General features: G+C 73.9%; 30 protein-coding genes and 1 tRNA gene. 16 read left to right on the forward strand and 15 right to left on the reverse strand.

Annotation, left to right across the window (positions count from 1 at the left end; genetic code table 11):
- Positions 1 to 11: 11 nt before the first annotated feature.
- Together bcp and DQ244_RS04575 are read right to left on the reverse strand one after the other, a co-directional pair.
- Positions 12 to 500 carry a thioredoxin-dependent thiol peroxidase gene (gene bcp, locus DQ244_RS04570; protein ID WP_113810204.1) on the reverse strand — a complete coding sequence of 163 codons (489 nt, stop codon included), beginning with the start codon at positions 498 to 500 and terminating at the stop codon, positions 12 to 14.
- Positions 501 to 552: 52 nt separating this feature from the next.
- A complete protein-coding gene (locus DQ244_RS04575; RefSeq protein WP_113810205.1) occupies positions 553 to 957 on the reverse strand; it encodes a YjbQ family protein in 405 nt (134 codons plus the stop codon).
- Positions 958 to 1,019: 62 nt separating this feature from the next.
- On the opposite strand from DQ244_RS04575, the gene rph reads away from it, so the two are divergent.
- Together rph and rdgB are read left to right on the forward strand one after the other, a co-directional pair.
- The gene (gene rph, locus DQ244_RS04580) at positions 1,020 to 1,742 is read left to right on the forward strand and encodes a ribonuclease PH (protein ID WP_113810206.1); all 723 of its coding nucleotides are present in this window, start codon (positions 1,020 to 1,022) and stop codon (positions 1,740 to 1,742) included.
- Entirely contained in the window at positions 1,739 to 2,350 is a 612-nt protein-coding gene (rdgB, locus tag DQ244_RS04585; protein WP_113810207.1) for an RdgB/HAM1 family non-canonical purine NTP pyrophosphatase, read from the forward strand. The genes rph and rdgB overlap by 4 nt, the downstream gene beginning before the upstream one ends.
- A gap of 13 nt (positions 2,351 to 2,363) precedes the next feature.
- On the opposite strand, the gene DQ244_RS04590 is transcribed toward rdgB, so the two are convergent.
- Positions 2,364 to 2,585 (reverse strand): hypothetical protein, encoded by a 222-nt coding sequence (locus tag DQ244_RS04590; protein ID WP_113810208.1) that lies wholly within the window; start codon positions 2,583 to 2,585, stop codon positions 2,364 to 2,366.
- 116 nt (positions 2,586 to 2,701) lie between these two features.
- On the opposite strand from DQ244_RS04590, the gene DQ244_RS04595 reads away from it, so the two are divergent.
- Genes DQ244_RS04595 through DQ244_RS04605 form a run of 3 tightly spaced genes read left to right on the forward strand, consistent with a single transcriptional unit; the run spans position 2,702 to position 4,572 of the window.
- The gene (locus DQ244_RS04595; RefSeq protein WP_113810209.1) at positions 2,702 to 3,076 is read left to right on the forward strand and encodes a hypothetical protein; all 375 of its coding nucleotides are present in this window, start codon (positions 2,702 to 2,704) and stop codon (positions 3,074 to 3,076) included.
- A 22-nt stretch (positions 3,077 to 3,098) separates the two neighbouring features.
- Positions 3,099 to 3,614 (forward strand): DinB family protein, encoded by a 516-nt coding sequence (locus DQ244_RS04600; protein ID WP_113810210.1) that lies wholly within the window; start codon positions 3,099 to 3,101, stop codon positions 3,612 to 3,614.
- Positions 3,615 to 3,618: 4 nt separating this feature from the next.
- On the forward strand, positions 3,619 to 4,572 hold the full coding sequence (locus DQ244_RS04605; RefSeq protein ID WP_233491168.1) for a DUF6910 family protein: 954 nt from the start codon (positions 3,619 to 3,621) through the stop codon (positions 4,570 to 4,572).
- Here DQ244_RS04605 and DQ244_RS04610 read toward each other — a convergent pair.
- Positions 4,569 to 5,042, reverse strand: coding sequence for a GNAT family N-acetyltransferase (locus DQ244_RS04610; RefSeq protein WP_199580171.1), 474 nt, complete (start codon positions 5,040 to 5,042; stop codon positions 4,569 to 4,571). The two genes, DQ244_RS04605 and DQ244_RS04610, sit on opposite strands and share 4 nt — an antisense overlap.
- A 26-nt stretch (positions 5,043 to 5,068) precedes the next feature.
- On the opposite strand from DQ244_RS04610, the gene DQ244_RS04615 reads away from it, so the two are divergent.
- Together DQ244_RS04615 and DQ244_RS04620 are read left to right on the forward strand one after the other, a co-directional pair.
- Positions 5,069 to 5,521, forward strand: coding sequence for a hypothetical protein (locus DQ244_RS04615; RefSeq protein ID WP_113810212.1), 453 nt, complete (start codon positions 5,069 to 5,071; stop codon positions 5,519 to 5,521).
- A 15-nt stretch (positions 5,522 to 5,536) separates the two neighbouring features.
- Complete coding sequence (locus tag DQ244_RS04620; protein WP_113810213.1) at positions 5,537 to 6,034, forward strand: DUF427 domain-containing protein; 498 nt, start codon at positions 5,537 to 5,539, stop codon at positions 6,032 to 6,034.
- 14 nt (positions 6,035 to 6,048) lie between these two features.
- On the opposite strand, the gene DQ244_RS04625 is transcribed toward DQ244_RS04620, so the two are convergent.
- Positions 6,049 to 6,129, reverse strand: a tRNA-Leu gene (locus tag DQ244_RS04625).
- Positions 6,130 to 6,216: 87 nt separating this feature from the next.
- Here DQ244_RS04625 and DQ244_RS04630 point away from each other — a divergent pair.
- A complete protein-coding gene (locus DQ244_RS04630) occupies positions 6,217 to 6,447 on the forward strand; it encodes a DUF3618 domain-containing protein (RefSeq protein WP_113810214.1) in 231 nt (76 codons plus the stop codon).
- A 77-nt stretch (positions 6,448 to 6,524) separates the two neighbouring features.
- Here DQ244_RS04630 and DQ244_RS04635 read toward each other — a convergent pair whose 3' ends face one another.
- Positions 6,525 to 7,139: a TetR/AcrR family transcriptional regulator gene (locus DQ244_RS04635; protein ID WP_113810215.1), complete on the reverse strand. Its 615-nt coding sequence runs from the start codon at positions 7,137 to 7,139 to the stop codon at positions 6,525 to 6,527.
- A gap of 198 nt (positions 7,140 to 7,337) precedes the next feature.
- Here DQ244_RS04635 and DQ244_RS04640 point away from each other — a divergent pair, with 198 nt between their 5' ends.
- Complete coding sequence (locus DQ244_RS04640) at positions 7,338 to 8,369, forward strand: EAL domain-containing protein (RefSeq protein ID WP_233491169.1); 1,032 nt, start codon at positions 7,338 to 7,340, stop codon at positions 8,367 to 8,369.
- A 10-nt stretch (positions 8,370 to 8,379) separates the two neighbouring features.
- Here DQ244_RS04640 and DQ244_RS04645 read toward each other — a convergent pair whose 3' ends face one another.
- A complete protein-coding gene (locus tag DQ244_RS04645; RefSeq protein ID WP_113810662.1) occupies positions 8,380 to 8,961 on the reverse strand; it encodes a histidine phosphatase family protein in 582 nt (193 codons plus the stop codon).
- Between the two features lie 58 nt (positions 8,962 to 9,019).
- On the opposite strand from DQ244_RS04645, the gene DQ244_RS04650 reads away from it, so the two are divergent.
- A complete protein-coding gene (locus DQ244_RS04650) occupies positions 9,020 to 9,874 on the forward strand; it encodes an aldo/keto reductase (RefSeq protein ID WP_113810217.1) in 855 nt (284 codons plus the stop codon).
- A gap of 86 nt (positions 9,875 to 9,960) precedes the next feature.
- Here DQ244_RS04650 and DQ244_RS04655 read toward each other — a convergent pair whose 3' ends face one another.
- Complete coding sequence (locus DQ244_RS04655) at positions 9,961 to 10,833, reverse strand: endonuclease domain-containing protein (RefSeq protein ID WP_147251466.1); 873 nt, start codon at positions 10,831 to 10,833, stop codon at positions 9,961 to 9,963.
- Positions 10,834 to 11,000: 167 nt separating this feature from the next.
- Here DQ244_RS04655 and DQ244_RS04660 point away from each other — a divergent pair, with 167 nt between their 5' ends.
- Together DQ244_RS04660 and DQ244_RS04665 are read left to right on the forward strand one after the other, a co-directional pair.
- A complete protein-coding gene (locus tag DQ244_RS04660) occupies positions 11,001 to 12,155 on the forward strand; it encodes an acyl-CoA dehydrogenase family protein (protein ID WP_113810219.1) in 1,155 nt (384 codons plus the stop codon).
- Positions 12,148 to 12,840, forward strand: a complete 693-nt coding sequence (locus DQ244_RS04665; RefSeq protein ID WP_113810220.1) for a PaaI family thioesterase — start codon at positions 12,148 to 12,150, stop codon at positions 12,838 to 12,840. The genes DQ244_RS04660 and DQ244_RS04665 overlap by 8 nt, the downstream gene beginning before the upstream one ends.
- On the opposite strand, the gene DQ244_RS04670 is transcribed toward DQ244_RS04665, so the two are convergent.
- The 4 genes from DQ244_RS04670 to DQ244_RS04685 are packed head-to-tail and all read right to left on the reverse strand — an operon-like array spanning position 12,837 to position 16,533.
- Entirely contained in the window at positions 12,837 to 13,955 is a 1,119-nt protein-coding gene (locus tag DQ244_RS04670; RefSeq protein WP_113810221.1) for an NAD-dependent epimerase/dehydratase family protein, read from the reverse strand. The genes DQ244_RS04665 and DQ244_RS04670 overlap by 4 nt on opposite strands.
- Before the next feature lie 38 nt (positions 13,956 to 13,993).
- Positions 13,994 to 14,296: a hypothetical protein gene (locus tag DQ244_RS04675; protein ID WP_113810222.1), complete on the reverse strand. Its 303-nt coding sequence runs from the start codon at positions 14,294 to 14,296 to the stop codon at positions 13,994 to 13,996.
- Between the two features lie 31 nt (positions 14,297 to 14,327).
- Entirely contained in the window at positions 14,328 to 15,680 is a 1,353-nt protein-coding gene (locus DQ244_RS04680; RefSeq protein WP_113810223.1) for an MFS transporter, read from the reverse strand.
- A 25-nt stretch (positions 15,681 to 15,705) separates the two neighbouring features.
- Positions 15,706 to 16,533, reverse strand: a complete 828-nt coding sequence (locus DQ244_RS04685) for an alpha/beta fold hydrolase (RefSeq protein WP_199580173.1) — start codon at positions 16,531 to 16,533, stop codon at positions 15,706 to 15,708.
- A 73-nt stretch (positions 16,534 to 16,606) separates the two neighbouring features.
- On the opposite strand from DQ244_RS04685, the gene idi reads away from it, so the two are divergent.
- Positions 16,607 to 17,155, forward strand: coding sequence for an isopentenyl-diphosphate Delta-isomerase (gene idi, locus DQ244_RS04690; protein WP_113810225.1), 549 nt, complete (start codon positions 16,607 to 16,609; stop codon positions 17,153 to 17,155).
- Positions 17,156 to 17,158: 3 nt separating this feature from the next.
- Here the strand turns inward: idi and DQ244_RS04695 are convergent, their stop codons facing one another.
- Together DQ244_RS04695 and DQ244_RS04700 are read right to left on the reverse strand one after the other, a co-directional pair.
- The gene (locus DQ244_RS04695; RefSeq protein WP_113810226.1) at positions 17,159 to 19,759 is read right to left on the reverse strand and encodes a bifunctional diguanylate cyclase/phosphodiesterase; all 2,601 of its coding nucleotides are present in this window, start codon (positions 19,757 to 19,759) and stop codon (positions 17,159 to 17,161) included.
- Positions 19,760 to 19,772: 13 nt separating this feature from the next.
- Positions 19,773 to 21,845 (reverse strand): S8 family serine peptidase, encoded by a 2,073-nt coding sequence (locus tag DQ244_RS04700; RefSeq protein ID WP_113810227.1) that lies wholly within the window; start codon positions 21,843 to 21,845, stop codon positions 19,773 to 19,775.
- A 347-nt stretch (positions 21,846 to 22,192) separates the two neighbouring features.
- Between DQ244_RS04700 and DQ244_RS04705 the strand changes: the two genes are divergently transcribed.
- From DQ244_RS04705 to DQ244_RS04715, 3 genes are all read left to right on the forward strand, one after another.
- Complete coding sequence (locus DQ244_RS04705) at positions 22,193 to 23,041, forward strand: polysaccharide deacetylase family protein (protein ID WP_199580175.1); 849 nt, start codon at positions 22,193 to 22,195, stop codon at positions 23,039 to 23,041.
- A gap of 83 nt (positions 23,042 to 23,124) precedes the next feature.
- The gene (locus DQ244_RS04710) at positions 23,125 to 23,898 is read left to right on the forward strand and encodes an SDR family NAD(P)-dependent oxidoreductase (protein WP_113810229.1); all 774 of its coding nucleotides are present in this window, start codon (positions 23,125 to 23,127) and stop codon (positions 23,896 to 23,898) included.
- Positions 23,899 to 23,919: 21 nt separating this feature from the next.
- Positions 23,920 to 24,156 (forward strand): hypothetical protein, encoded by a 237-nt coding sequence (locus tag DQ244_RS04715; RefSeq protein WP_113810230.1) that lies wholly within the window; start codon positions 23,920 to 23,922, stop codon positions 24,154 to 24,156.
- A 12-nt stretch (positions 24,157 to 24,168) separates the two neighbouring features.
- Here the strand turns inward: DQ244_RS04715 and DQ244_RS04720 are convergent, their stop codons facing one another.
- A complete protein-coding gene (locus tag DQ244_RS04720) occupies positions 24,169 to 25,263 on the reverse strand; it encodes a M20 family metallopeptidase (RefSeq protein WP_199580177.1) in 1,095 nt (364 codons plus the stop codon).
- Positions 25,264 to 25,304 lie beyond the last annotated feature (41 nt).

Here is a 25,304-nt window from a genome sequence, read left to right on the forward strand (position 1 = left end):
GGGGTCCTTCGTCAGTCCAGGCCGAGGTCGCGCCGCAGCTTGGCGACGTGGCCGGTGGCCTTGACGTTGTAGGAGGCCTTCTCGACGCGGCCCTCGGCGTCGATGACGAACGTCGAGCGGATGACGCCGACGACCTCCTTGCCGTACAGCTTCTTGGTGCCGTACGCGCCGTAGGCCTTCATCACCTGCTTGTCCGGGTCCGAGACGAGCGTGATGGCCAGCTGCTCCTTGTCCACGAATCGGAGGAGCTTCTCCACCGGGTCGGGCGAGATGCCGACGATGTCGAGCCCCGCCTCGGCCAGTTCGCCCGCAGCCGCGGTGAAGTCGACCGCCTGGGTGGTGCAGCCGGGGGTGAGGGCGGCGGGGTAGCAGTACACGATCACCCGGCGCCCGCGGTAGTCGCTCAGCGAGACCTGGTTGCCCTGGGCGTCGGGCAGCGTGAACTCCGGCGCGGGGTCGCCGGCGGTGAGGCGGACGGGCGCGGCGTCGGTCTCGGTCATGACCGGAATCCTGCCGTGTCCCCGCCCACCGTCCGCAAGGGGGCGGTGGAGATCAACCTCGGAGGAACGAGAACCGCACGTGCCGGGTGTGGTTGTCCCCGTTGGTGTCGACCAGGCAGATGCGCTGCCAGGTGCCCAGCTGCATCCGCCCCTCGAGCACGGGGACCGAGGCGTGCGGCGGCACGAACGCCGGGAGCACGTGGTCCCGCCCGTGCCCCGGGCTGCCGTGCCGGTGCCGCCAGCGGTCGTCGCGGGGGAGGAGCTCGTCCAGCTGCGCCAGCAGGTCGTCGTCGCTCCCGGACCCGGTCTCCAGGATGGCCAGGCCGGCGGTCGCGTGCGGCACGAACACGTGCAGCAGCCCGTCGGACTCCTGCCGGACGAACTCCGCGCACTCCTCGGTCAGATCCACGACGACGGGAGCCCCGCCGGTGCGGACGGCACGCAGCTCCGATCTCATGGGCCGATCCTCTCCACCGGCTGGGCGTCCCGTCGAGCGGGGGCGCACTACTGTCGGCACCCGTGACCCGCTCCGACGGCCGTTCGGCCGACCAGCTCCGTCCGGTGACCATCACGCGCAACTGGCTCGACCACGCCGAGGGCTCGGTGCTCGTCGAGTTCGGCCGCACCCGGGTGCTGTGCGCGGCGAGCGTGACCGAGGGCGTGCCGCGCTGGCGCAAGGGCTCGGGCCTGGGCTGGGTCACCGCCGAGTACTCGATGCTCCCGCGCGCCACCCACACCCGGAGCGACCGCGAGTCGGTGCGCGGCAAGATCGGTGGCCGCACGCACGAGATCAGCCGGCTCATCGGCCGCTCCCTGCGCGCCTCGATCGACCTGGGCGCGCTCGGGGAGAACAGCATCGCCATCGACTGCGACGTCCTGCAGGCCGACGGTGGCACCCGCACCGCCGCGATCACCGGCGCCTACGTGGCGCTGGCCGACGCCGTCTCCTGGCTGGGGGAGCGCAAGAAGCTGGCGAAGCCGGACCCGATGGTGCAGTCGGTCTCGGCGGTGAGCGTCGGCGTCATCGACGGGGAGCCGCGGCTGGACCTGCACTACGAGGAGGACGTGCGCGCCGGCACCGACATGAACGTGGTGTGCACCGGCGACGGCGGCTTCGTGGAGGTGCAGGGCACCGCCGAGGGCGCGGTGTTCGACCGGCCCACGCTGGACGCGCTGCTCGACCTCGCCGTCGCCGGGTGCGGCGAGCTCACCCGGCTGCAGGCCGAGGCGCTCGCCCGGTGAGCACCCGGCTGCTGCTCGCCACCCGGAACGCGGGCAAGCTCGCCGAGCTGCAGCGGCTGCTGGAGTCGGCCGTGCCGGGTGTCCAGGTGGTCGGGCTGCGCGACGTCGAGGAGTACCCGGAGGCGCCGGAGACCGGTGCGACGTTCGCGGACAACGCGCTGCTCAAGGCGCGCGAGGCGGTGCGCCACACGGGGCTGCCCGCGGTGGCCGACGACTCCGGGCTGGCCGTGGACGCGCTCAACGGCATGCCGGGGGTGCTGTCGGCGCGCTGGTCGGGCCGGCACGGTGACGACGACGCCAACACCGCGCTCCTGCTGGGTCAGCTGGGCGACGTCCCGGAGGAGCGGCGCGGGGCGGCGTTCGTGTGCGCGGCGGCCCTGGTGACGCCCGACGGCACCGAACGGGTGCTGGAGCGGCAGTGGCGCGGGCGCGTCATCGGGGAGAAGCGGGGGAGCAACGGCTTCGGCTACGACCCCGTCTTCGTGCCGGAGGGTTTGGAGCTCACCTCCGCGGAGCTGACGGCGGCCGAGAAGGACGCGCGCAGCCACCGGGGCCAGGCGTTCGCCGCGCTGGTGCCGGTGCTGGTGGAGGTGCTGGGCGCCCGCTGAGCGGACCCGGGGGTCAGCGGAAGCTGAAGCCCAGCCAGGCCAGCGAGTCCTCCTCCTCCGGCTCGGCGTGCCGGCCGGGGCGGACGAGCTCGTCGGCGGTGGCCGGCACGTCGGTGCCGAACTCCGGGGCGCGGTGCCGGCCACGGGCCGGCGCGGCAGCGGGAGAGTGGACGACGGCGGCGCGCACCATGGCAGCCGGGAGCCAGGTGGCGGTCGGGGATGCGCTGGAGGTCATGCCACCTGATCGGTCCGGCCGTGGCGGAACCGGAGGGGCGGCGACCCGAGCCCACCCGGCCGGGTGACCCGTTCCTGTGACGCGGCGCACCGCGACCCCGTCGCTAGCCTGCCGCCATGGAGCTCGTCCGCCTTCTCCTCGTCGTCGTCCACATCCTGGGGCTGGCCCTGATCATCGGGCCGTTCCTCTTCCAGGTGAGCCGCAAGGCCGGGTTCGAGCCGCGGCTCATGCAGATCGGGGCGCTGGTCCAGCTGGCCTCCGGCCTGGCCCTGGTCGGTGTGCGCGAGGCGGGCGACCTGCCCGTCGACCACACGAAGATCGGCGTGAAGCTCGTCGTCACCGTGCTCGCCGTGGTCACCGTGTTCCTCGCGGCGCGCAAGCAGCGCGCGGCGGCCGCCGGTCAGGCGGACCCGAAGTCGCCGCTGCCGTTCGTCCACGCGACCGGTGCTCTGGCGATCCTCAACGTGTTCATCGCCGTCCTCTGGACCTGATCGCACGCTAGCCTCCGGCGGCGTGACCATCCCCGCGCGCGTGCGCCCCGCCGGTGACGCCGACGAACGGACCCAGCTGCTGGGCTGGCTGGACCTGCAGCGCTCGATCGTCCACCAGAAGTGCGAGGGGCTGGACGACGTCGCCGCGCACCGGCCGCTGGTGCCGACCTCGCCGCTGATGACCGTCGCCGGCCTCGTCTCGCACCTGCGCTGGGTGGAGCACTGCTGGTTCCAGGTGCTGTTCCTGGACCGGGACATGGCGGCCAACCCGCAGTTCGGGGACGTCGAGGACGCGGACTTCCAGGTGGACGGCGTCCCGCTCGCGCAGCTGCTCGAGGAGTACGCGCGGGAGTGCGCCGCCTCCGACGCCGTCGTGGCCGACGCCTCCCTGGACGACCGCGGGCGGAACCGGGAGCACCGCGCCGACACGCTCACGCTGCGCTGGATCCTCGGCCACATGGTCGAGGAGGTGGCCCGGCACGTGGGCCACCTGGATCTGCTGCGCGAGATGCTCGACGGCGAGAAGGGCTACTACTGACCGCGTGAGCCGGTCGCGCGGCGGGCACTCCCGCCGCATGCAGGTGCATGTGGACGCGGTGCGGCAGCTCAGGTTCGACGACGGGACGCCGGTGACGGCGGCCTCCGGGGTGGCGCCCCTGCGGGAGGGGTGGCTGGTCGCCCAGGACGACTCGGTGATCGCCGCCTGGCGCCACGACGACCGCGTGCTGCCGGTGCGGGTGCTGCCGCCGGTGGAGGGCCACGACGTCTTCAGCTCCGCTGCCGGCACCAAGCACCTCAAGCCCGATCTCGAGGTGGCCTGCCCGGCCGAGGTCGACGGGGAGCCCGCCGTCCTGCTGCTCGGCTCGGGCTCCTCGCCCCGCCGGATGCGCGGCGTCCTGGTGCGCCTCGTCGACGGCGAGCCGGTGGTGCAGGCCGCCGAGCTGGGACCGGTGTACGCGCGGGTGGCCGACCGGCTCGGCCTGCCGATGCACCACCTGAACCTCGAGGGCGCGAGCCGCCACGGCGGCACGGTCCGCTGGTTCAACCGGGGCAACCTCATGGCCGGCGTCCGCTCGGCGAGCGTGGACGTGCCGCTGGAGGCCCTCGTGGCCGCCGTCCTCGGCCGGGGCGAGGCCGACGCGGTGCCGGTCGAGCGGCCCCTGGAGTACGAGCTCGGTGAGGTCGAGGGGGTGGGGCTGGCCGTCACCGACGCGATCGCCCTGCCCGACGGCCGGGTGCTGCTCAGCGCCGCGGCCGAGGACACCCCCAACGCCGTCGACGACGGGCCGGTGGTGGCCACCGCGATCGCCCTGCTGGACGGCGAGCGGGTGCTGGCGGTGGCGCCGATCCCGGAGGTCGACGGTCACGTGCACAAGGTCGAGGGACTGGCGCTGCGCGGCATCGACGGCAGCACGGTGCGCCTGCTCGCGGTGGTGGACGACGACGACCCGGCGACGCCCGCGGCGGAGCTCGATCTGCGGGTCGAGCTGGACTAGAGGGCCTTCGAGCAGAGCACGTCGGGGTAGGGCAGGTAGCCGCGCCGCTGCCAGAAGGCGAGGCCGGCGGCGTTGTCGGGCAGGACCAGGAGATTGATCCGCGGGGCACCGCGGTCGGCGAGCCGGCGCTCGACCTCGGCGACCAGCGCGGTGGCCAGCCCGGAACGCCGGTGCGCCGGGTCGACGGCGAGCCGGTGGATCCAGCCGCGCCGCCCGTCGAAGGTCCCCAGCACCACCCCGACGACGCCGGCCGGCTGCTCGGCGACGAGCAGCAGCCCGGGTCCGTGCGCGAGCGTCGTGCGCAGCTCGTCCTCGTCCAGCACGCCCTGGCCGGTGGCGCGCCAGATCGCGGCGACGGCGGCGTGGTCGGACCGGTCGAACTCGCGGATCACGCACACGACGCTAGGCCGCCCGATCGGGTGGTCCGGCAGCGGCACGGTCAGGACCCGGGCGTGGGTGGGTACGGTCACGGCCGCCGATCCGAGGAGCTGGAGCAGTGAGCGGTCAGGAGCAGCAGGCGCGGTCATGGGCGCCGCCGTCGACGTCCCGTCGATCGCGCTGGCTGACCATCGGCCTGCCGGTGGGGGTGCTGCTGCTCGCCGGCCTGGTGCTGGTCGGCGTGCTCGTGGTGCGGGGATTCACGCAGGACGTGCGTCCCGCGCAGCAGGCGGTCGACGCCTACGCCACCGCGCTGGTGGAGCAGCGCTGGGACGACGCGCACGGCCAGCTGTGCGAGAGCAGCGCGGCCGAGTTCACCGCCGAGGACCTCGCTGCGAGCTTCGGGCAGCCGCCGCTCGCCCGGTACACGGTGGAGAACGTGAGCGTGCGCTGGTCGAACGGGACGACCGCGGGGGACGCGACCGTCACCTTCGAGGCGGACGGCGGGGTGCGGGAGCGGGTGAGCCTGGCGCTGGTCGAGGAGGGCGACGACTGGCGGCCCTGCCCCTGAGCGCACACTCGGTGCATGCGTGCACCCCGTCCCGACCCGGTGGGCCCCGGCCAGGAATCCGTGTGGGACTACCCCCGGCCGCCGTCGGCCGAGGTGACCAGCCGCCGGGTGGAGGCGGTGCTCGGCGGCCGGGTCATCGCCAGCACCGACCGGGCTGTCCGGGTCTGCGAGACCAGCCACCCGCCGGTGTACTACGTGCCGGTCGATGACGTCGTCCCCGGGGTCCTGGAGCGGGGCGGGGGCACTTCGTGGTGCGAGTGGAAGGGGACGGCGACCTACTGGGACGCCGTGGTCGACGGCGTCCGGCACCCGTCGGTGGCCTGGTCGTACGAGCAGCCGACCGCGGGCTACGAGCACCTGCGCGGGGCGCTCGCCTTCTACCCCAGCCGGCTCGACCGGGCGACGGTCGACGGAGAACCGGTGCGCGCCCAGGCCGGTGACTTCTACGGCGGCTGGATCACCTCCGACGTCGTCGGCCCGTTCAAGGGGGAGGCGGGCACCCGCGGCTGGTGACCGGCGCGCCGGAGTGCGGGAGGCGGGAGTCGAACCCGCACGCCCGAAGGCACCAGATCCTAAGTCTGGCGTGGCTGCCGTTACACCACTCCCGCGTGGTCGCCGAGTCTAGGAGTACCCCGGCCGGGTGCTCCGGGGACGGTCGGCGCGCTGACCACGACGTCGTCTGGCAGGCTGTCGCCGTGCCTCGCGACCCACGACAGATTCAGCTGGAGATCGACTCGGCCCGGGAGTCGCTGGCCGCCACGCTGGACCAGATCGCCTTCCGGACCAGCCCGACCCGCCTCAAGACCAAGGGCAAGGACGCCGTCGCGCGGTTCCTGCAGACCCCGGCCGGTCAGGCGACGGTGGGCGCCGTCGGCCTGCTGGTCACGTTCGTCGTCGTCCAGAAGGTCCGGCACCGCAAGCGTTGACCGCCTGCCCCTGACACGACGAAGGCCGGTCCACCCCGCGGGGTGGACCGGCCTTCGTGCGTCGTGGTGCGCTGCGGTCAGGCGGAGGCCCTGATCAGCGGCAGGATGACGGTGTCGAGGACCTGGTCGGCGTAGTCGTCGTCGACCGTGCGGCCGGTGAGCAGCCAGCGCTGCACGAGCAGGGCGCTGACGCTCTCGGCGGCGACCGAGGCGCGGAAGGCGGGGGAGACCTCGCCCCGGGCCTCGGCTGCGTCGAACACGGCCTCGAACGACTGCTGCCAGACCGCGATCGGGCCGTTGTGGAAGGCCTCCGCCAGCGCCGGCTGGCGCGGCACGGTGGAGAGCAGCGACAGGGTCGCGGCACCGGTCGGGCCGTTCACGACGCCGACGAGCGTGCGCAGCAGCTCCCGGAGGTCGCCCTCGAGCGAGCCGGTGTCGGGGGTGTGGGCCTCGGCGCGGTTGAGGTCGGAGATCGTGTCGACGACGAGGTCCTGCTTCGTCCGCCAGCGCCGGTAGATCGTCGCCTTGCCGACTCCGGCCTCGGCGGCGACGGCGTCCATGGTCAGGGCGCCGTACCCCACGTCGGCGAGCAGCTGCAGGATCGCGGCGCGGATGACGCCGTCCCGGCTGGGGTCGCGCGGTCGGCCGCCGCGACTGGGTCGGGCTTCTTCGGTCGTGGGGAGTGCGGCCATGGTCAAACCATAGACATTCAAGTTGGAGGGATGGTGAAGATCCCCTGCGAGTACGCCCGGAAGTGGATCGGGTAGGGGCAGCGTGTCCGTGCCCGAACGTCCCGCGAGGTGGGTCACTCTCTCACTGTGGGAACCATCTGCGGCGCGGTCTGCCGCTGTCGGCAGAACTGGGCGGTGCCCGGCCTCGCCTCGCGCGCTGTGCTGGCCACGTCCATCGGCCACGTCCTGCCGCACATCGCCCGCATCGCGCAGTCGCTGGGCCTGGCCGTGGGCACGGCGCCGCAGGTGGTCGACCTCCTCGACGAGCGTGGCGGGCGCCTGCTGCACCGGCTCTTCCAGCGGCTGGCCCGGGACCTCACCGATGCCGAGATGGAGGCTGTGCGCGTGGTCACCGATCCGCCCCTGGACGGCGCCGCGATGACCGCTCGGCTGCTCACCGCACCGACGCTCGCCGTCGAGCTGGCCCGCCGCGGGATCACCGTGGAGATCGGGGTGCTCGCCGAGGCGGAGCTCTGGTCGGTCTACCAGCCGGTCGTCTCGCTCGCCGATCGGTCGGTGGTGGCGCACGAGGCGCTGCTGCGCGGCCTGGTGGACGGCCGCGAGGTGGGCGGCGGTGACCTCTTCTTCGTGGCGGAGTCCGCCGGCTGGCTGAACAGGCTGGACCGGATCGGCCGGGAGTCCGCCATCACCGGTGCGGCGCCGTGGCTGGGCAGCCAGGACCTGTTCGTCAACGTCGACCCGAGGTCGATCCACCGCCCCCAGGTCTGCCTGGCCAGCACCGAGCGTGCCGCTGACGAAGCCGGGATCGCTCCCGAGCAGCTGGTGTTCGAGATCGTGGAATCCCAGGTGATCGCCGACCGAGGGCACCTCGTGTCGATCCTCGAGCACTACCGATCGCTGGGCTGGCGCGTCGCTCTCGACGACGTGGGCGCCGGGTGGTCGAGCTTCTCGCTGGTGTCCGCGGTCCGCCCGGACGTGGTCAAGCTCGACAAGCGGCTCGTGCAGGAGCTGCCCGACGACGGTGCACGGGCGGTCGTGAGGGCGGTCACCGATCTGGCCCACCGGCTCGGCGCGGTCGTCGTCGCGGAGGGCGTCGAGAACGAGCAGCTGGCCGAGGAGGTGGCCGCCCTGGGCGCCGACATGGGTCAGGGCTGGCTGTTCGGCCGCCCGGTGAGCCACGAGCCGCCGGTCGAGGAGCCCGAGGGGCGCTGGCAGCCGGTCACCCGCTGACCGGCCCCGGTCAGCCCAGGGCCCAGCCGGTGAGGACCGGGCGGCCGTGCTCGTGGCCGAGGACGCCGTACCTCCCCGCGGGCAGCGCGAACAGCGAACCGGATTCCGGCTCCAGGCCCAGCCAGCGGGCGGTCAGCACCCGGAGCACGTGCCCGTGGGCGACCAGGGCGACGTCGCCGTCGTCCAGCCGCTCGCGGGCCCGCTCGAGCACCCGGTCGACGCGGACGCCGACGTCGGCCAGCGACTCACCGGGCACGTCGGCGTCGACGGTGCCGTCCCGCCAGATCGACCACTCGCGGCCGAGCTCGTCGCTGATCTCGGCCGTCGTCCGGCCCTCGTGACCGCCGTAGTCCAGCTCCACGAGATCGTGGTCGACGTCGGTGGCGACGAGCCCGGCGAGCTCCGCCGTGCGCCGGGCCCGCTGCAGGGGGCTGACCCGCACCTCGACGAACTCCCACCCGGCCATCGCCGCGCGCAGCGAGCGCGCCTGGTCCTCGCCCTCGGGCAGGAGCGGCAGGTCGGTCGTGCCGGTGTGCTGCCCACTCCGGCTCCACTCGGTCTGCCCGTGCCGCAGCACGACGATCTGGCCCATCCCGACATCGAACACGCAGCGGGGAACACACGCGCGCCGTCCCGTGCTGGCTCCTGGCATGACCACCGCACAGATCAGCGACACGTTCAGCATCGGCGGAGACCTCCCCGTCCACCGGCTCGGTTACGGCGCCATGCAGCTCCCCGGCCCGGGCGTCTGGGGCGAGCCGGCCGACCGCGCCGCCGCCGTCCGCGTGGTGAAGGCCGCGATCGAGCAGGGCGTCGACTTCATCGACACCGCCGACTCCTACGGCCCCGAGGTCAGCGAGCAGATCATCGCGGAGGCGCTGCACCCGTACCCGGAGAACCTGGTCATCGCGACCAAGGCCGGGCTGACGCGCCAGGGCCCCGGCATCTGGACGCCGGTCGGCCGCCCCGCCTACCTCAAGCAGCAGGTCGAGCTCTCCCTGCGGCACCTCAAGGTCGATCGCATCGACCTCATCCAGCTGCACCGCATCGACGCCGAGGTGCCCCTCGCCGACCAGCTGGGCGCCTTCGCCGAGCTCAAGGAGGAGGGCAAGGTCCGCCACATCGGCGTCTCGGAGGTCTCGGTCGACGAGCTGGCGGCCGCCCGGAAGATCACCGAGATCGTCAGCGTGCAGAACCTCTACAACCTGACCACCCGGCAGAGCCAGGACGTCCTGGACTACGCCACCGCCGAGGGCATCGCCTTCATCCCGTGGTTCCCGATCGCCACCGGTGACCTGGCCTCGCCCGAGAGCCCCGTGGCCGACATCGCCCGCGAGCTCGACGCGACGCCGTCCCAGGTCGCGCTGGCCTGGCTGCTGCAGAAGTCGCCGGTGATCCTGCCGATCCCGGGCACCAAGTCGGTCGACCACCTCACCGAGAACATGGGCGCGGCGGACCTGACCCTCTCCGACGAGGACATGGCCCGCCTGGACGCCCTCGCCTGAGCGGTCGCCTCCCGCACGAACCTCACGAACTCGTGGCCGTCGATCGCTGATGGCCACGAGTTCGTGTGGTTCGAGGGGAGGTCCCCTCAGTCCAGGCCCAGGGCCGCCCTGATCGTGGCCAGCACCTGTGCAGGGCGGCCGAGCAGGTCCGCGGAGGTGAACCGCAGGACGGTCCAACCGGCCAGCACCAGGCCGTTCTGCCGGCGCAGGTCCTCGACGAAGACGCGGCGGTCGCGATGCACGTTGCCGTCGAACTCCACGATCACCCTGCGCTCGGGCCAGGCCATGTCGACCTGGCCCAGGAAACGGCCGCCGTCCCGGACGACGTGCTGGAGCACGGGCGCAGGCAGCCCGGACTCGAGGATCGACCAGCGGAGCACCGACTCCATCGGGGAGCCGGCCAGCCGGTCCCCGAGTCCGGCGACGCGTCGCGCCGTCGCCACCCCTCGGCGACCCGCTGCCCGTCGCACGACGGCCGCGAACTCGTCCTGCGGATAGCCACGGGCCAGCATCTGGTCGGTCACCGCCAGGAGAGCAGCGGGCGGAACAGCGGCGGCCAGGTCGATCCACGTCCGGCTGAGCGAGGTGGTGACCACTCCGTTCCGGCGCCGGGTCTCCGGCGCGGGGACGTCGACGAAGTGCAACCGCCGGTCGCGGCGGTGACGGCGCCGGGCGTACCGCCCCACCGTCAGGTGCACCGGCCCGCCGTCGGGAACGAGGGGCACCTCGAACCCCCAGAGTCGAGCGGCGGTCAGGTGGCTGACCACTGCGCCGTCGGGAGCTCCCAGCAGGACGGCGCGGATCCGCTGCAGCTCGTCGCCGACGCGAGGGAGGTACGTGTCCCGCGAGGTGCGAAGGACTTCGGCGTGCCGGAGGTGCCAGTCGGTGATGCCCTCGGCGAGGGCACCGCGCCGGTCCAGCGGGCCGTGGACACGCGGGGGGACGGGCGGTGACGGCATGACGGGCAGCGTGCCGAACAGTGCGGTGCGCCGCCGACGCCGTCCACAGGACCGCACGAACTTCACGAACTCGTGGCCATCGATCGCTGATGGCCACGAGTTCGTGTGGTTCGGCCCGTCCCGACCCCGCCGCACCGTCGGTGTGCTGCGCACGTCACCATGTCGGCGTGGACGCCGAGGACTTCCGCCAGATCAAGGACGCCGTTCGCCAGCTGGTCCGCGAATCGGTCATCCCCCTCGAGGAGCAGATCGAGGACGAGGACCGCATCCCCGACGAGCTGCGGGCGCGGATCGCCGAGATGGGCCTGTTCGGCTACGCCCTGCCCGAGGAGTACGGCGGGCTCGGCGTCACCATGAGCGAGGACGTCGAGCTCGCGATGGAGTTCGGCTACACGACGCCGGCCTTCCGCTCGCTGTTCGGTACGAACAACGGCATCTCCGGCCAGGTCATCGCCCGGTTCGGCGACGAGGACCAGAAGAAGAAGTACCTGCCGGGGCTCTCCGCCGGTGAGCTGATCGGCTCCTTCGCGCTCACCGAGGCCGAGGCCGGCTCGGACCCCTCGGCCCTGCGCACCAGCGCCCGCCGCGACGGCGACTCGTGGGTGATCAACGGCAGCAAGCGCTACATCACCAACGCGCCCCTGGCCGACCTGTTCGTCGTCTTCGCCCGCACGAACCCGGAGGAGAAGGGCGGCCGAGGCATCTCCAGCTTCGTCGTCGAGACCTCGACGCCGGGCGTCACGGTCGGCCCCAAGGACAAGAAGATGGGGCAGGCCGGTGCTTGGACCGCCGAGGTGTACTTCGACGACGTCCGGGTGCCCGCCGAGGCGCTGATCGGCGAGGAGGGCCGCGGCTACTCCAAGGCCCTCACGGTGCTCTCCCGCGGCCGGCTGCACATCGCCGCTCTGTGCGTGGGCATGGCGCAACGGGTGCTCGACGAGTCGGTCGCCTACGCCGCCACCGCCAAGCAGGGCGGGGCGCCGATCGGCCGCTTCCAGCTGGTGCAGGCGATGCTCGCCGACATGCACGCCGAGCTGCTCGCAGGCCGCAGCATGGTCCGCGACGTCGCCGCCCGCTACGACTCCGGCGAGGACACCTCGGTCGGGCCCTCCTCGGCCAAGCTGTACTGCACCGAGATGGTCGGCCGCGCCGTCGACAACGCCGTCCAGGTGCACGGGGGCATGGGCTACCTGCGGACGACGCCGGTCGAGCGCTTCTACCGCGACGCGCGCCTCTACCGGCTCTACGAGGGCACCAGCGAGGTGCAGCGCGTGATCATCGGTGGCGCGCTGCTGCGCGAGGCCGGCATGCCGCGTGGCTAGCCGCGAGCTCGACCCGGAGGACCGGGCGGTCCGCCGCGACGCCGTCGGCGAGCTGGGGGAGGCGCTGCGCGACCTGGTCGACGCCGCCGTGCGCACCGAGGTGCCGCCGGCCCGGCTGGCCGAGGCGACGGCGGCGGCGCGCGAGCTCACCGCGCTGCTGTCGGAGGAACTCCGCGAGGTGCACGAGATCGCCTCGGTGGACGACCCCGACAGCGGCCAGCGCTGGTACAGCCCGGTCTACGGGCCGGGCAGCCCGGTCGCGCCGCCGATGGTCGTCGAGGACTTCCCGGACGACGGCCGCTGCGTCGGGCACGTGACCGTCGGCAAGAAGCTGGAGGGGCCGCCCGGGCTGGTGCACGGCGGCGTCGTCGCCACCCTGCTCGACCACGTGCTGGCCCGCTCCGCGCGAGGGGCCGGGCACGGCGGCCTCACCGCCACCCTCACGGTCACCTACCGCCGTCCGGTGCACCTCGGCGTGCCGCTGGTGGTCACCGGCCAGCTGGTCTCGGTCGAGGGACGGCGGGCCACCGCGACCGCTCGGCTCGTGGCCGAGGACGACCCGGACACCACGCTGGCCGAGGGCGAGGCCCTGCTGATCGCGCTCCGGGCCGAGCGGGCGAGCGAGGTCTTCGCGAGGACCGGCCGCGCCGTCGGCGCCTGGACGTCGAAAGGCGCGGACAGCTAGTTCGCGCGCGGGCCCGGTGCGTTCGCCCGGTCGCCGGCGGGGTCCAGGGACGGCCCGCCGGCCGGGCGGAACAGCGGGCCGGGGGCGCCGACACCGTTCCCGAGGGCGGCGACGAACTGCCGGAGCACGTCGTCGCCGCGGTGGAACGGCGCCCAGTCCAGCAGCGTGCGCGCCCGCTTCGTGTCGAGCGCCGGGACCTGCGTGCCGATGTCCAGCCACCCGGGCTCGGTCGGCACGACGTGCGCGGCGTGGGCGGCGGCGAGGCCGGCGCGCAGCACCACCGCCGGCGTGGGAACCCGGAACGTGCCGAGGGCCTTCGCCAGCGCGTCGGCATCCATCAGCGGCTCGGCGGCGAGGTTGAACGGGCCGGGGGCGGCGCGGTCGATCATCCGCTCGATGGCGTCGGCGACGTCGTCGGCGTGCACGAAGGAGATGGCCAGCGCGGGCAGGGGGAGGGGCAGCAGCTTCGCCACCGGCGCCGGCAGCATCCGCGCGGCGCCGAGGAGCAGCGGGCCGAGGAAGTAGCGGCCGATCTCGCTGCTGGCCTCCGGCTGCAGCACCAGCGTCGGGCGCACGACGGTGACCGTGGTGTCCGGGTGGCGGCCGAACACCTGGCGGACGACCCGCTCGGCGGCGGACTTGTCGCGGCTGTACTGGGCGCTCGGGATGCCGGTGGTCGGCCAGTCCTCCTGCACCCGGTGCCCGCGGGCACCGCCGGCGTAGGTGCCGATCGAGCTCATGTGCACGAACTGCCCGACGCCGGCGGCGGCGGCCGCGCGGGCCACCCGCCGGGTGCCCTCGACGTTCACCTCGTGCAGCAGCTCCGGATCGCGCCCCGGCTGCAGCGCCCACGCCAGGTGGACGACGACGTCGGCGCCCCCGACGAACTCCGCCACCTCCCGCTCGCTGGCCGCCTCGCCCAGGTCGGCGAGGTGCCAGTGCACTCCCTCGTAGGGCGCGATCGACGGCGGGCGGCGACGGGACAGCCCGCGCACCTCGGCCACCCCGGAGGAGGCGGCGGTCAGCCGGCGGAGCAGCGCGGTGCCCACGTTGCCGCTGGCTCCGGTGACGGCGACCGTCTTGCCGGCCAGGTGGCCCGGGGAGAGGTTCGGCATGATCTGCCGCTACCCGGTTGGCCCCCCGGCAACCGAGGTCAGGACGACGGGACCGGTCGAGCCCTCCGGCTGAGCACGACCGAGAGCACGGCGGCGACCACGGCGAGGACGAGCCACCCCGAGGTCTCGAAGATGTTGCCGCCGGTGCCCTGCTCGTCGGCGCGGACTCCCCCCTGGTAGCCGGTCACCAGCCATGCCGCGATCAGCAGCCACGCCGCCGCGTAGGCCGCCCGGGCGCCGGCGCGCGGCCCGCCCGCCCGCCACAGGAACGGTGCGAGCACGGTGAGGATCGCGGCCACCGGATGGGCCACTGCCAGCGCGACGAGAGCCACCTCGGTCATGGTGGGGAGTGTGGCACCCCCGCGGACGCCGTCAGAGCTTCCGCGCGGCGGGTGTCACCCCTTCGGGAGCGTCCTCGTCCAGCGACCTGCCGCGGAGCTCGGGCAGCCCGAGCGCGGCCAGCGAGCCCAGCACGAAGAAGGCGGCGAAGGCACCGAAGACCATGCCGGTGCCGCCGGCACCCAGCAGCGGGGGCACGCACAGGGGCGCGGCGATGGATGCCAGCCGGCCGAAGCCCGCCGCCGCGCCGGCGCCGGTCGCCCGGAGCGCGGTCGGGTAGATCTCCGGGGTCACGGCGTAGAGGGCACCCCAGGCGCCGAGGTTGAAGAACGACAGCACCATGCCGGTGAGCAGCACCGCGGTGTCGCCGTCGGCGGCGGAGAACATCGCCGCGCCGGCAGCTGATCCCAGCAGGAAGGTGACCAGCGTCGGGCGCCGTCCCCACTTCTCGATGAGAAAGGCGGCCGCGGCGTACCCGGGCAGCTGGGCGAGGGTGATGTAGAGCGTGTACTCGAACGACTTGACCAGCGAGAAGCCGTCGTTGAACAGCAGCGTGGGCAGCCAGATGAACGCGCCGTAGTAGGCGAAGTTGATGCTGAACCAGACGACCCACAGGGCCACCGTCCGGCTCCGCAGCCCGGCGGCCCACAGCGCCCGCGGTCCCGGGGACGGGACCGGCCGGGCGGGGGGCGAGTCGACCGGCGCCACGCCGGCCGCCGACTCGAAGCGGCGCACCGCGGCCTCGGCCTCCTCGGTCCGGCCACGGGCCTCCAGGAAGCGCACCGACTCCGGCAGCCCCCAGCGGACGACGACGGCGTACAGCGCCGGCGCCGCTCCGAGTGCCAGGGCGTACCGCCAGCCGTCGTCGCTGCCGGGGACGACGAAGTAGCCGATCAGCGCCGAAAGCGTCCAGCCCACGGCCCAGAACGCCTCGAGCAGCACCACGAGCCGACCGCGGATGCGGGCGGGGGCGAACTCGCTGACCAGGGTGGAGGCCACCGGCAGCTCGGCGCCCAGGCCCAGGCCGATGAGGAAGCGGAAGACCAGCAGCGCCCCCACCGACCACGAGAGCGCGGCCGCGCCGGTGGCCAGGCCGAAGACCAGCAGGGTGACGGCGAAGACCTGGCGCCGGCCGAACCGGTCGGCCAGCAGCCCGCCGAGCGTGGCGCCCAGGGCCATGCCCGCGAAGCCGATCGACCCGATCCAGGACAGCTCGGTGGGGGAGAGCCCCCACTGGACCGCGAGGGCCGCCATCACGAACGAGATGAGCCCGACGTCCATGGCGTCCAGGGCCCAGCCCACGCCCGAGCCGACGACCAGCCGGCCGTGCTCGCGCGTGTAGGGCAACCGGTCCAGGCGCTCGGCCCGGGTCAGCGGCGACGTCATGCGCGGCAGTCTCCCAAGCGCGGGGTCAGGCCCGCACGTGGGCGGTGACGAGCTCGGCGGTGCGCTCGGCGGCGAGCTCGGGGATCCAGTGGGTCACGTCGTCGAGCACCTCCAGCCGGTAGAAGGCGTCGACGAAGCGCTCGGTCTCCTCGGTGGCCTTCCGGCCGAGGAAGGCGTCGCCGGTGCTCCAGATGTGCAGGGTCGGCACGGCCACCTTCCCGACCGGGTCGCGGCCGGTCCACGGCAGCGCCCGGTACCAGCCCAGGGCGGACGAGAGGGCGCCCGGCTCGCGCATCCTCCGCACGTAGCGGTCGACGGCGTCGTCGGGCAGCCCGCCGTGCGCCAGCATCCGGCGCAGCACCGCGCCGTCGCCGCTGAGCAGCAGCCGCTCCGGCACGAGCGGCAGCTGGAACAGGCCCATGTAGTACGACCGCAGCCCCTGGTCGCTGGTCACCATCGCGCGGGCCATCGCTCCCGGGTGCGGCACGGAGATCGCGGTGAGGGTGCGCAGCCGGTCGGGGTGCCAGGCGCCGAGTGCCCAGCCCACGATGCCGCCCCAGTCGTGCCCGACCACGTGCGCGGACTCCAGGCCCGCGGCGTCGAGGAGGGCGATCACGTCGTCCGCCGTCTCCCGCAGCCGGTAGGCCGCCCGGCCGCGCGGCCGCGCCATGGGGGAGTAGCCGCGCTGGTCGGGGGCCAGCGTGCGCAGCCCGTGCTGGTGCAGTGCGGGAGCCACCCGGTCCCAGGCGGTCGAGTCCTGCGGGAACCCGTGCAGGAGGACGACGGGCTCGCCGTCGGTCGGCCCGGCGTCGCGGACGTCGAAGGTCATGCCGTCTCGGCGGAAGCTGTCCACCCCGGGACCATGCCCCGCCCCTGCACCGGTCACACGGGGACCCCCCGGGCACGGAGGCGCTCGATCGGGGACGATGGGCCGCGTGACCGCGTCCCCTGTCGAGTTGATCGTGCTGGTCGACGACGAGGGGCGGGCGATCGGCACGATGCCCAAGCCGGAGGTGCACCACGGCGAGACGCCGCTGCACCGGGCTTTCTCCGCCTACCTCTTCGACGACGCCGGTCGCCTCCTGGTCACCCGGCGCGCGAAGGACAAGCAGACCTTCCCCGGCATGTGGACCAACACGGTCTGCGGGCACCCCGGTCCGGACGAGGCCGACGGCGAGGCGATCGCCCGCCGCGCCGGTTTCGAGCTGGGCCTGGGCGTCACCGGGATCCGGCCCGCCCTGCCCGGCTACCGCTACCGGGCGGAGTTCCTGGGCGTCGTGGAGAACGAGATCTGCCCCGTGTACGTCGGACGGTTCACCGGCACCCCGGCGCCCGAGCCCTCCGAGGTCTGGGAGTGGGAGCTGCTCGACTGGGCCGCCTTCCGCCACCGCCAGGAGACCGAGGGCGATGCCTGGTCGCCGTGGTGCCGGGAGCAGGCGCGGCTGATCGAGGACGCCGGCCTGCACACCGCCTGACGGTCAGGCGGTGGTCAGCTCCCCGGCCGAGCCGGTCCAGCGGGCTCCCAGCGGGGAGGTCCACGTGCCGGCCAGGACGGCGCCGACCGCGTCGGCCTCGACGGGCTCGCTGAACAGGAACCCCTGAGCGATGTCGCAGCCGAGGGCCGCCACCGTCTCCGACTGCTGCAGCGTCTCGATGCCCTCGGCGACGGTGAGCAGGCCCAGGGTGCGGGCCAGCTCCACGATCGCGCGGGTGATCACGTCGTCGTGGGCGTCCCGGCCCAGCCCGTCGACGAACTCGCGGGCGACCTTGAGCATGTCGAGCGGGAAACGCCGCAGGTACGCCAGCGACGAGTAGCCGGTGCCGAAGTCGTCGATGGCGATCCGCACGCCCAGGCCCTTGAGCCGCCACAGCGTGGCCGCCGCTGCCTGGCGGTCCTGCATCAGGACCGTCTCGGTGATCTCGAGGACCAGCCGGGAGGGCTCCAGGCCGGAGGTGGTCAGAGCGGTCCGGACCTGGTCGACGATCGCGTCGTCGGCCACCTGGCGGGCCGACAGGTTGACCGTCACCAGCAGGTCCTCCCGCTCGGGGAACCGGCGGACCCAGCCGGCGGCCTCGGTGCACGCGGCGTCGAGCACCAGGGCGCCGATCTGCGTGATCAGGCCGGTGTCCTCGGCCAGGGTGATGAACTGGTCGGGCGAGCGCAGGCCGTCCACCGGGTGCTCCCACCGGACCAGCGCCTCGGCACCGATCGCGACTCCCGTCCGCAGGTCGATCAGCGGCTGGTAGACCGTGCGCAGGTCGCCGTTGCGGATGGCCTGCGCCAGCTCGGCGGAGGCGTCCGTCCGGGAGGGCGTGCTGCTGTCCAGGGTCGCGTCGTGGACGACGAAGTCGTGGCCGCCGGAGCGCTTGGCCGCGTACATCGCCACGTCGGCGTGCCGGACGAGCGTGTCGGCGTCCACGCCCTCGTCGCCGAGCGCGACACCGATGCTGGCGCCCACGGTGGCGACGACGTCCTCGCCCAGCAGGACCGGGACGTCCAGCTGGGTCCGGATCCGGTCGACGACCCGGGCGATGCCGAGCCGGTCGATGGGCCCGCCGAGCAGGATGACGAACTCGTCGCCTCCCATGCGCGCGGCGGTGTCGGACGGGCGCAGGCACCCGCGCAGCCGGTCGGCGACGGTGCGCAGGAGCACGTCGCCGGCCTCGTGGCCGTAGGTGTCGTTGACCGGCTTGAAGCCGTCGAGGTCCAGGTAGAGGACGGCCGGGAAGACCTGGGTGCGCGCCGCTCCGGCGACGGCGTGCCGCACGCGGTCCAGGAAGAGGGTGCGGTTGGGCAGCCCGGTCAGCGGGTCGTGCAGCGCCTGGTGACGCAGCTGCTCCTTGAGGTCGGTCACCTGCCGCAGGTTCTCCTCGAGGCGGCCGCGCTCCAGCGACGTCGCGACGTGCCGGGCGAAGGTGTCCAGCAGGGCCAGGTCGCGGGAGGTGAACGTGGTGACGTCGCCGATGCGCCCGCCGACGAGGAGCAGCCCGTGCACCCGGTCCTCGGTGCGCAGGGCAGCGGCGACGGCGTCCTTGAGCCCGTGCCCGGCGGCGTAGCTCTCCAGGGCCGCGCCGTGCCCGTTGCCGCTCCGGGTGATGAGCGCGCCCGAGGCGGTGGCCAGGCGGAGCAGCCGGTCGTGCTCCTCGGTGTCCTCGAGGGGGGCCATGACGACGGACCCGGCGCCCTCGCGGCTGCGGCTGACCGTGGTGCCGTCGGTGCCGACCAGCACGAGCTCGGCCATCTCGGCCCGGAACGCCGAGCGCACGGAGTCGAGGAAGTCGCCGAGTGCGGCCTGCGTGTCGCCCGCGTGGAGCAGCGAGGTCACCTCGTGGAGCAGGCGCAGGTTGTCCTGCTGCTCACGGGCCCCGGTGTAGGCGCGGTAGGCCACGACGATGCCGATGGTCGGGAGGGCCAGCAGGGCCAGGGCGGCGGCGTCGTGGACGGCGGTGCGGGCGACGAGCAGCCCCACGGCGGCGGCCGCGACCGCCGCAGGGACGGTCAGGGCGCACATCGCGACGAAGGCCTGGGTGTCGGCCCGGCCCTCCGAGATGCTCATGACCGCGAAGATGCCGGCGTTCCCGACCAGGGTGGCGCCGACGACGGCGACGAGGGCCGCCAGCCAGGACCAGGTGGCCGGCAGGGGCGCCGACAGGGCGGAGAAGAGGGTGACCGCCACGGAGGCGGTGAGCGCGAACAGCGCCGTGTTGAAGGCGAGCTTCAACCCCCGCTGGCGACGGTGCAGGGCCAGCGCGGCCGCCACCCCGACCACCTGGGCGGTCACCAGGTCACCGGGGGTGGCGAGCACCATGCCGGCGGCCATGAAGAGGTCGCTGACGGAGAAGGTGTGCGCGTCCCTGTTGACCTGGACGTGCACCGGGAAGATCTCGCTGACGGCGAAGGCCGCCGCCCAGAGCACCCACGGCAGGGTCATGGCCGTGGGGGCCCCGGGCAGCCCGCGGACGACGATGACGAACAGCGCCACCGCGGTCCCGGCCAGCACCAGGGTCAGCAGGATGATCCGCTGGGGAACAGTCAGCCGGTTCGCACCGGACCGGACCCAGGAGACACCGTTCGTCATCGTCGTCACCTCCTCAGGACCAGTCCGCGCCGGACCAGCTGACGCCGGACCAGGAGACGCCGGACCAGCTGACGCCGGACCAGCTGACGCCGGACCAGGAGACGCCGGACCAGCTGACGCCGGACCAGCTGACGCCGGACCAGGACACCCCGGACCAGCTGACGCCGGACCAGGAGACGCCGGACCAGCTGACGCCGGACCAGGAGACGCCGGACCAGCTCACGCCGGACCAGGACACCCCGGACCAGGAGACCCCGGAGAGCTCCGCCTGCTCGGCGACCTGGGTGACCGCGACCTGCTGCTCGGCGGGCAGCTCCTCGATCACCGCGGCCTGCTGGGCGACCGGCAGCGCGGCGATCACCTCGACCTGCTCCTCGGCAGGCAGCGGGGTGATGGCCTCGACCGTCTCCTGCGTGGACTCCGCGACGATCTCCGTGACGCCCTGGGCGAGCGACTCGGCGTCGGACTCCGCGATGGCCTGACCGGTCACGTCGACCTCGCCGGTGACCGCCTGGCCGTCGACCTCCACGATCACCGACCCGCGGGCGGCGTCCATGGAGCCCGCACCCGTCGAGCGCGCGTGCGTCTGCACGGCGTTCTCCGGCGTGGCGGCGGTCATCGCGCCGGCCAGATCGATGAGCCCGGCACCCTGCTGGGTGGCCGACGCACCGGGGATGGCCTTGGCCGTACCCATGAGGAGGGCCTTGACCTCGTCCGGCGTGATCTCCGGGCGCTGGTCGATCAGCAGCGCCGCGGCTCCCGAGACGACGGCTGCCGCCTGCGAGGTGCCGTTGCCCCGGAACAGCTTCTCGCCGATGCGCGCACCCGGAGCCGCCTGGTCCAGGTACGAGTTCGGGCTGCGGAGGCTGACCACGCGCTCGCCAGGGGCGACCACGTCGGGGTTGCGGACGCCGTCGCCGTCGTTCGAGAACGAGGAGACGACGTCGTCGGCGGTGTCCGCCGTGCCGTTCGTGCCGGCGCTGCCGACGGCGATGACGTACGGGTCGGTGGCCGGGTTGTTGACCTTCCCGGTGCCGAACCCGTCGTTGCCGACGGCGACGACGACCACGATGCCCTTGTGCCAGGCCTGCTCGGCCGCGTAGGCCAGCGGGTCGAGCTGGTAGCTCTGCACGCCGTCGGTACCGAACGACATGTTCACCACGCGGACGTTCAGGCCGTTCTGGTTGCCGTGCTCGGTGACCCAGTCGATGGCCGCGATCGCCTGCGACACGTCGGTGTGCCCCAGGGCGTCGGCGACCTTGATGCTGACGATCCGGGCGTCGGGCGCCATGCCGACGAAGGTGCTCGGGTCCCCGGCGTACGTCCCGGTCGCGGCGTCGTCCCGACCGGCGATGATGCCGGCCATGTGGGTGCCGTGGCCGTTGGTGTCCAGGTTCTCCAGCGGGGTCCCGACCTCGAAGGAGAGGTCCGGCCCGTACACGAGCTTGCCCGGCGCGGTGAAGCCGTCGACCGGGACGGTGCCCGAGTCGATGACCGCCACGTCGACGCCTTCGCCGGTGTAGCCGGCCTGCCACATCGCTGCGGCGCCGGTGACCTCGTTGGTGATCGTGTGGAGCGAGCCGGGCTGGTCCGCCTGCAGCGTCACGTCGTTGACCACCGAGGTCGCGGTGTCGACCACCGCGGCCGTGGTGTCGACCGCCGCGGCCGTGGTGCCCGCCGCGACCGTGGTCGTCGTGTCGGTGACGGTCGAGACGGAGGCGGTGACCGAGGTGGTCGCAGCCGTGGTGGCCTCGGTGACCGTCGAGAAGAGGCCACCGAGGGTGCCGCCGGTCAGGCCGTTGAGGGCCAGCGAGGCGTTCTCGGTGACCGAGTGGACGCCGGCGACGCCCCGGAGCGCCTCGATCCGGTCGACCGGGACCTCGGCGGTGAAGCCGCCGATGATCCCGAGCTGGCGCGTGACCGAGCCGCCGAACGACGAGACGGCCCGCTCCGGGGCGTTCCCCGAGCCTGCGGTCTCGCGCACGATGACCGACACGTGGTCGGCCGACGACGCCAGCGTGGCGGCCGCCGCGGCAGCGGGGCCGGTCAGGCCTGCTGCCACGAGGGTCGCCAGCGCGACGGTCATCGCGCGCCCGGCGTGCCGTGGAACTCCGCCCCAGGTGACGCCGAGGCTCGGCGCGACCGGGGGTGATCCCTGCCTGTTGGTGTTCAGATCCGTACACCTCCCTGGTTGATCCGTACTTCCGTGTCGTGCGCACTCCCTTCGGCGCGTTCGGGGTGCTGCTGAACCGTCGGAGCGCCTCGATGTAGTCGATCCACTCCGCAGGGTGAAGCGAAGCGCCGGGCAGGCCCGTCCGACGCCGCCGATCGGCGCTCACGCTGCGCATGCGGACCGAGGCGCAGCGAAGTGCACCGGCGCGTCGTCGAGCGCCCTCCGGGGACGCGGGCACGACCGGAAATAGCGTCCGCGGCATGGACCGACGACGGTTCCTGCTCGCCCTCGCGGCCGGTCTGGCAGGCACAGCAGTGGCACGCGGCGCGACCGGGCTGGGCGACGCCGTGACGCCGCTGCCGGCCCCTGCCGGTCCGGTGGTCCCCGCCAGTGCGCTGGAGGCGGTCGCCCCGCGCGGGGTCCCCGGCCTCGTGCCCGTGCCGCCGCCGGTCGGCGTCGTCGACACGCTGCCGGGGGAGGGCACGTCGCTGGCGCTGAGCATCGACGACGGCACGAGCACCGAGGTCGTCGCCGCCTTCGCCCGCTTCGCCGAGGACAGCGGCGTCCGCATGACGTTCTTCCCCAACGGCCGCTACGCCAGCTGGCAGGACAACGCGCCGGCGCTGCGCTCCCTGATCGAGTCGGGTCAGGTGGCGATGGGCAACCACACCTTCTCCCACCCCGACCTCACGACCCTCGGCGACCGGGAGGTGGCGGAGGAGATCCGGCTCAACCAGGACTTCCTCCGGACGACGTTCGGCGTCCGGGACAGCCCGTTCCTGCGGCCTCCGTTCGGCGCACGGGACGAGCGCACCGACCGGATCGCCGCCGATCTCGGCCATCCGACGATCGCGATGTGGAACGGCACGATGGAGGACTTCCGGGTGCTGACCCCCGAGGAGCTGATGACCGCGGCCCGGCGCTGGTTCCACCCGCAGACGATCGTCGTCGGCCATGCCAACCACCCGGCCGTGACGACGGTCTACGGGGAGCTCCTGGAGCTGATCGCCGAACGCGGGTTGCGCACGGTCACCCTCGCCGACGTGTGGGCGACGCCGGGCCAGCGGGTGCGCGGGGTGACCGCCGGCGGCACCGTCCTGACCGGCTAGCGGTCCTCCCCGGTCCGACCTGCGGGGGCGCCCGGGGTCGGCGAGGCTGTCGGGGACGGCAGACGCACGACGACGGAGGTTCGATGGACACGCCGCTCAAGGGCCGGGTCGCACTCGTGACGGGTGGGGCCAGCGGACTGGGCCGGGCCACCGCCCTGGCGCTCGCCGAGGCCGGCGCGCACGTGGCCATCGGCGACATCGACGCGGCCGGCAGCGAGGAGACCCTGGGGCGGGTGACGTCGGCGGGCGGGTCGGCCGAGGTCGTGGCCCTCGACGTCACCGACGACGGCAGCCGGCGCGCGGTCGTGGCGCAGCTGTTCGACCGGCACGGCGACGCCTTCGACGTCCTGGTGAACGTGGCCGGCATCGACCGGCCCGGCTACATCACCGACATCGACCTCGACGACTACCGGCGGGTCATGGCGGTCAACTGCGAGGGTCCGATCTTCCTCACCAGCGAGTTCACGAAACGGGTGCAGCACCTGCCCGAGGGGCGCACCGCCGACGTCGTCCACGTCGTCTCGCTCTCCGCCATCACCTCCGGCAGCGGCGCGATCGCCTACAACGGCTCCAAGGCCGGGTTCCTGAACGCCACGAAGTGCATCCAGCGCGAGCTGCGGGAGAAGGCGGTCCGCGCCGACGACGGCAGCGAGCGGCCCTTCCCGTGCCGGGTGCAGAGCGTCATCCCCGCGGCGATGGACACCCCGATGATGGAGCAGTGGGGCATCCCCGGGCACCTGATGATGCCGCCGTCGGCGGTCGCCGACGCCATCCGCACCCTGGTCACGCTGCACCCGTCGGCGTTCATCCCGGAGATGCAGATCGTCCCGCGGCTCGAGCCGAACTTCCCCCGCTGACCGACGGTGAGGAACAGCCGCGTGAACGCTTCCGAGGACCCCACCCCGGACACCGCCATGGCCTCGGGGCCCGGCGGGCGTCTGGGCCCCGGTGACCTGGCGCCCGACGAGGAGCGGCTGCTCGCCGCGCTGGAGCGGGACGCCCGGTCCGGCGGACCGACCCTGCAGGGCACGACGGCCGTCGTCCCTGCACCGGACGGCGCCGGGCCACCGGACGACGGGCTGACGCCGACGTTCACCGCACCCGGGGGCGACTGACCGTCCGACGGGTCAGCCCGGCCACCGGGCGGCGACACCGGTGAGCAGCGTGGCCGCCTCCTCGAGCTCGGCCAGCTCCGCGTACTCGTCGACGGCGTGCATGACCGCCGGAGTCCCGGGCCCCCAGACCACGATCGGGGCGCCCCCCACGACCTGACCCAGGACCGACGCGTCGGTGAAGTACGTGGCCGGGGTCGGCAGGACCGGTGCGGGCAGGGCGGTCACCCACGGGTCGTCGGCGGGGGTGCCGACCGGGGGGAGGTCCACGCGGACCTCGACGTCGGTGACCTCGGGCTGGGCGCGCCACCAGGCGAGGAGCTCGGCGCCGTCGGTGACGGTGCGCATGTCGATGACCGCCTCGGCCCGGTCGGGGACCACGTTGGGCACCGTGCCGCCGGAGACGATCCCGCAGTTCCAGGTCTCCGGCCCCAGGAAGGCGTGGTTGCCCAGGGGGAGCGCGCCGGGGGCGCGCGAGAGCACCGCGACGAGGTCGAGGACGGCGTTGTGGCCGCGTTCCGGGGTGCTGCCGTGCGCCGCTCGGCCGGCGGTCCGCACCGCCAGCCACAGCGCGCCCTTGTGCCCGAGGACGACCTGGTTGCCGGTCGCCTCCGGGACGACGACCGCCCCGATGGACTGCTCTGCCACGGCGCCGGCAGCGGCCGCGGCACCCTTCGAGCCGATCTCCTCGTCGCTGGTCAGGAGCAGGGCGACCGGGCTGTCCGGGTCCGTGGCGGCCAGCGCGGCCGCGGCGGCGACGAGCCCCGCCTTCATGTCGCTGGCGCCCCGGCCCCACACCCGGCCGTCCTCGACGTCGGCGCCGAACGGGTCGCGCTGCCAGGCGCCGGGATCGGGGACCGGCACGGTGTCGACGTGGCAGGCCAGCAGCAGCTGCGGGCGACCGGGGTCGGTGGGCGTGCGGAGCAGCGTCCACGGCTGGTCGGGATCACCGCCGACGCGGACGTCGAGGTGCGGTGCCCGCTCGCGGAGCACCTCGGTGACCAGCCCCATGCAGTCCCGCTGGGCCGGAGCGCTGCCCGAGACCGTCGGACGGCCGACGAGCTCGCGCACCAGGGCCGAGACGTCCAGGCCCGCGGTTCCAGCGCTCATGGTCCGATCCTGCACGCGTGCCCGCCCCCGCGCAGGTCCGG

Source organism: Blastococcus sp. TBT05-19 (assembly GCF_003319095.1).
GTDB lineage: Bacteria > Actinomycetota > Actinomycetes > Mycobacteriales > Geodermatophilaceae > Blastococcus.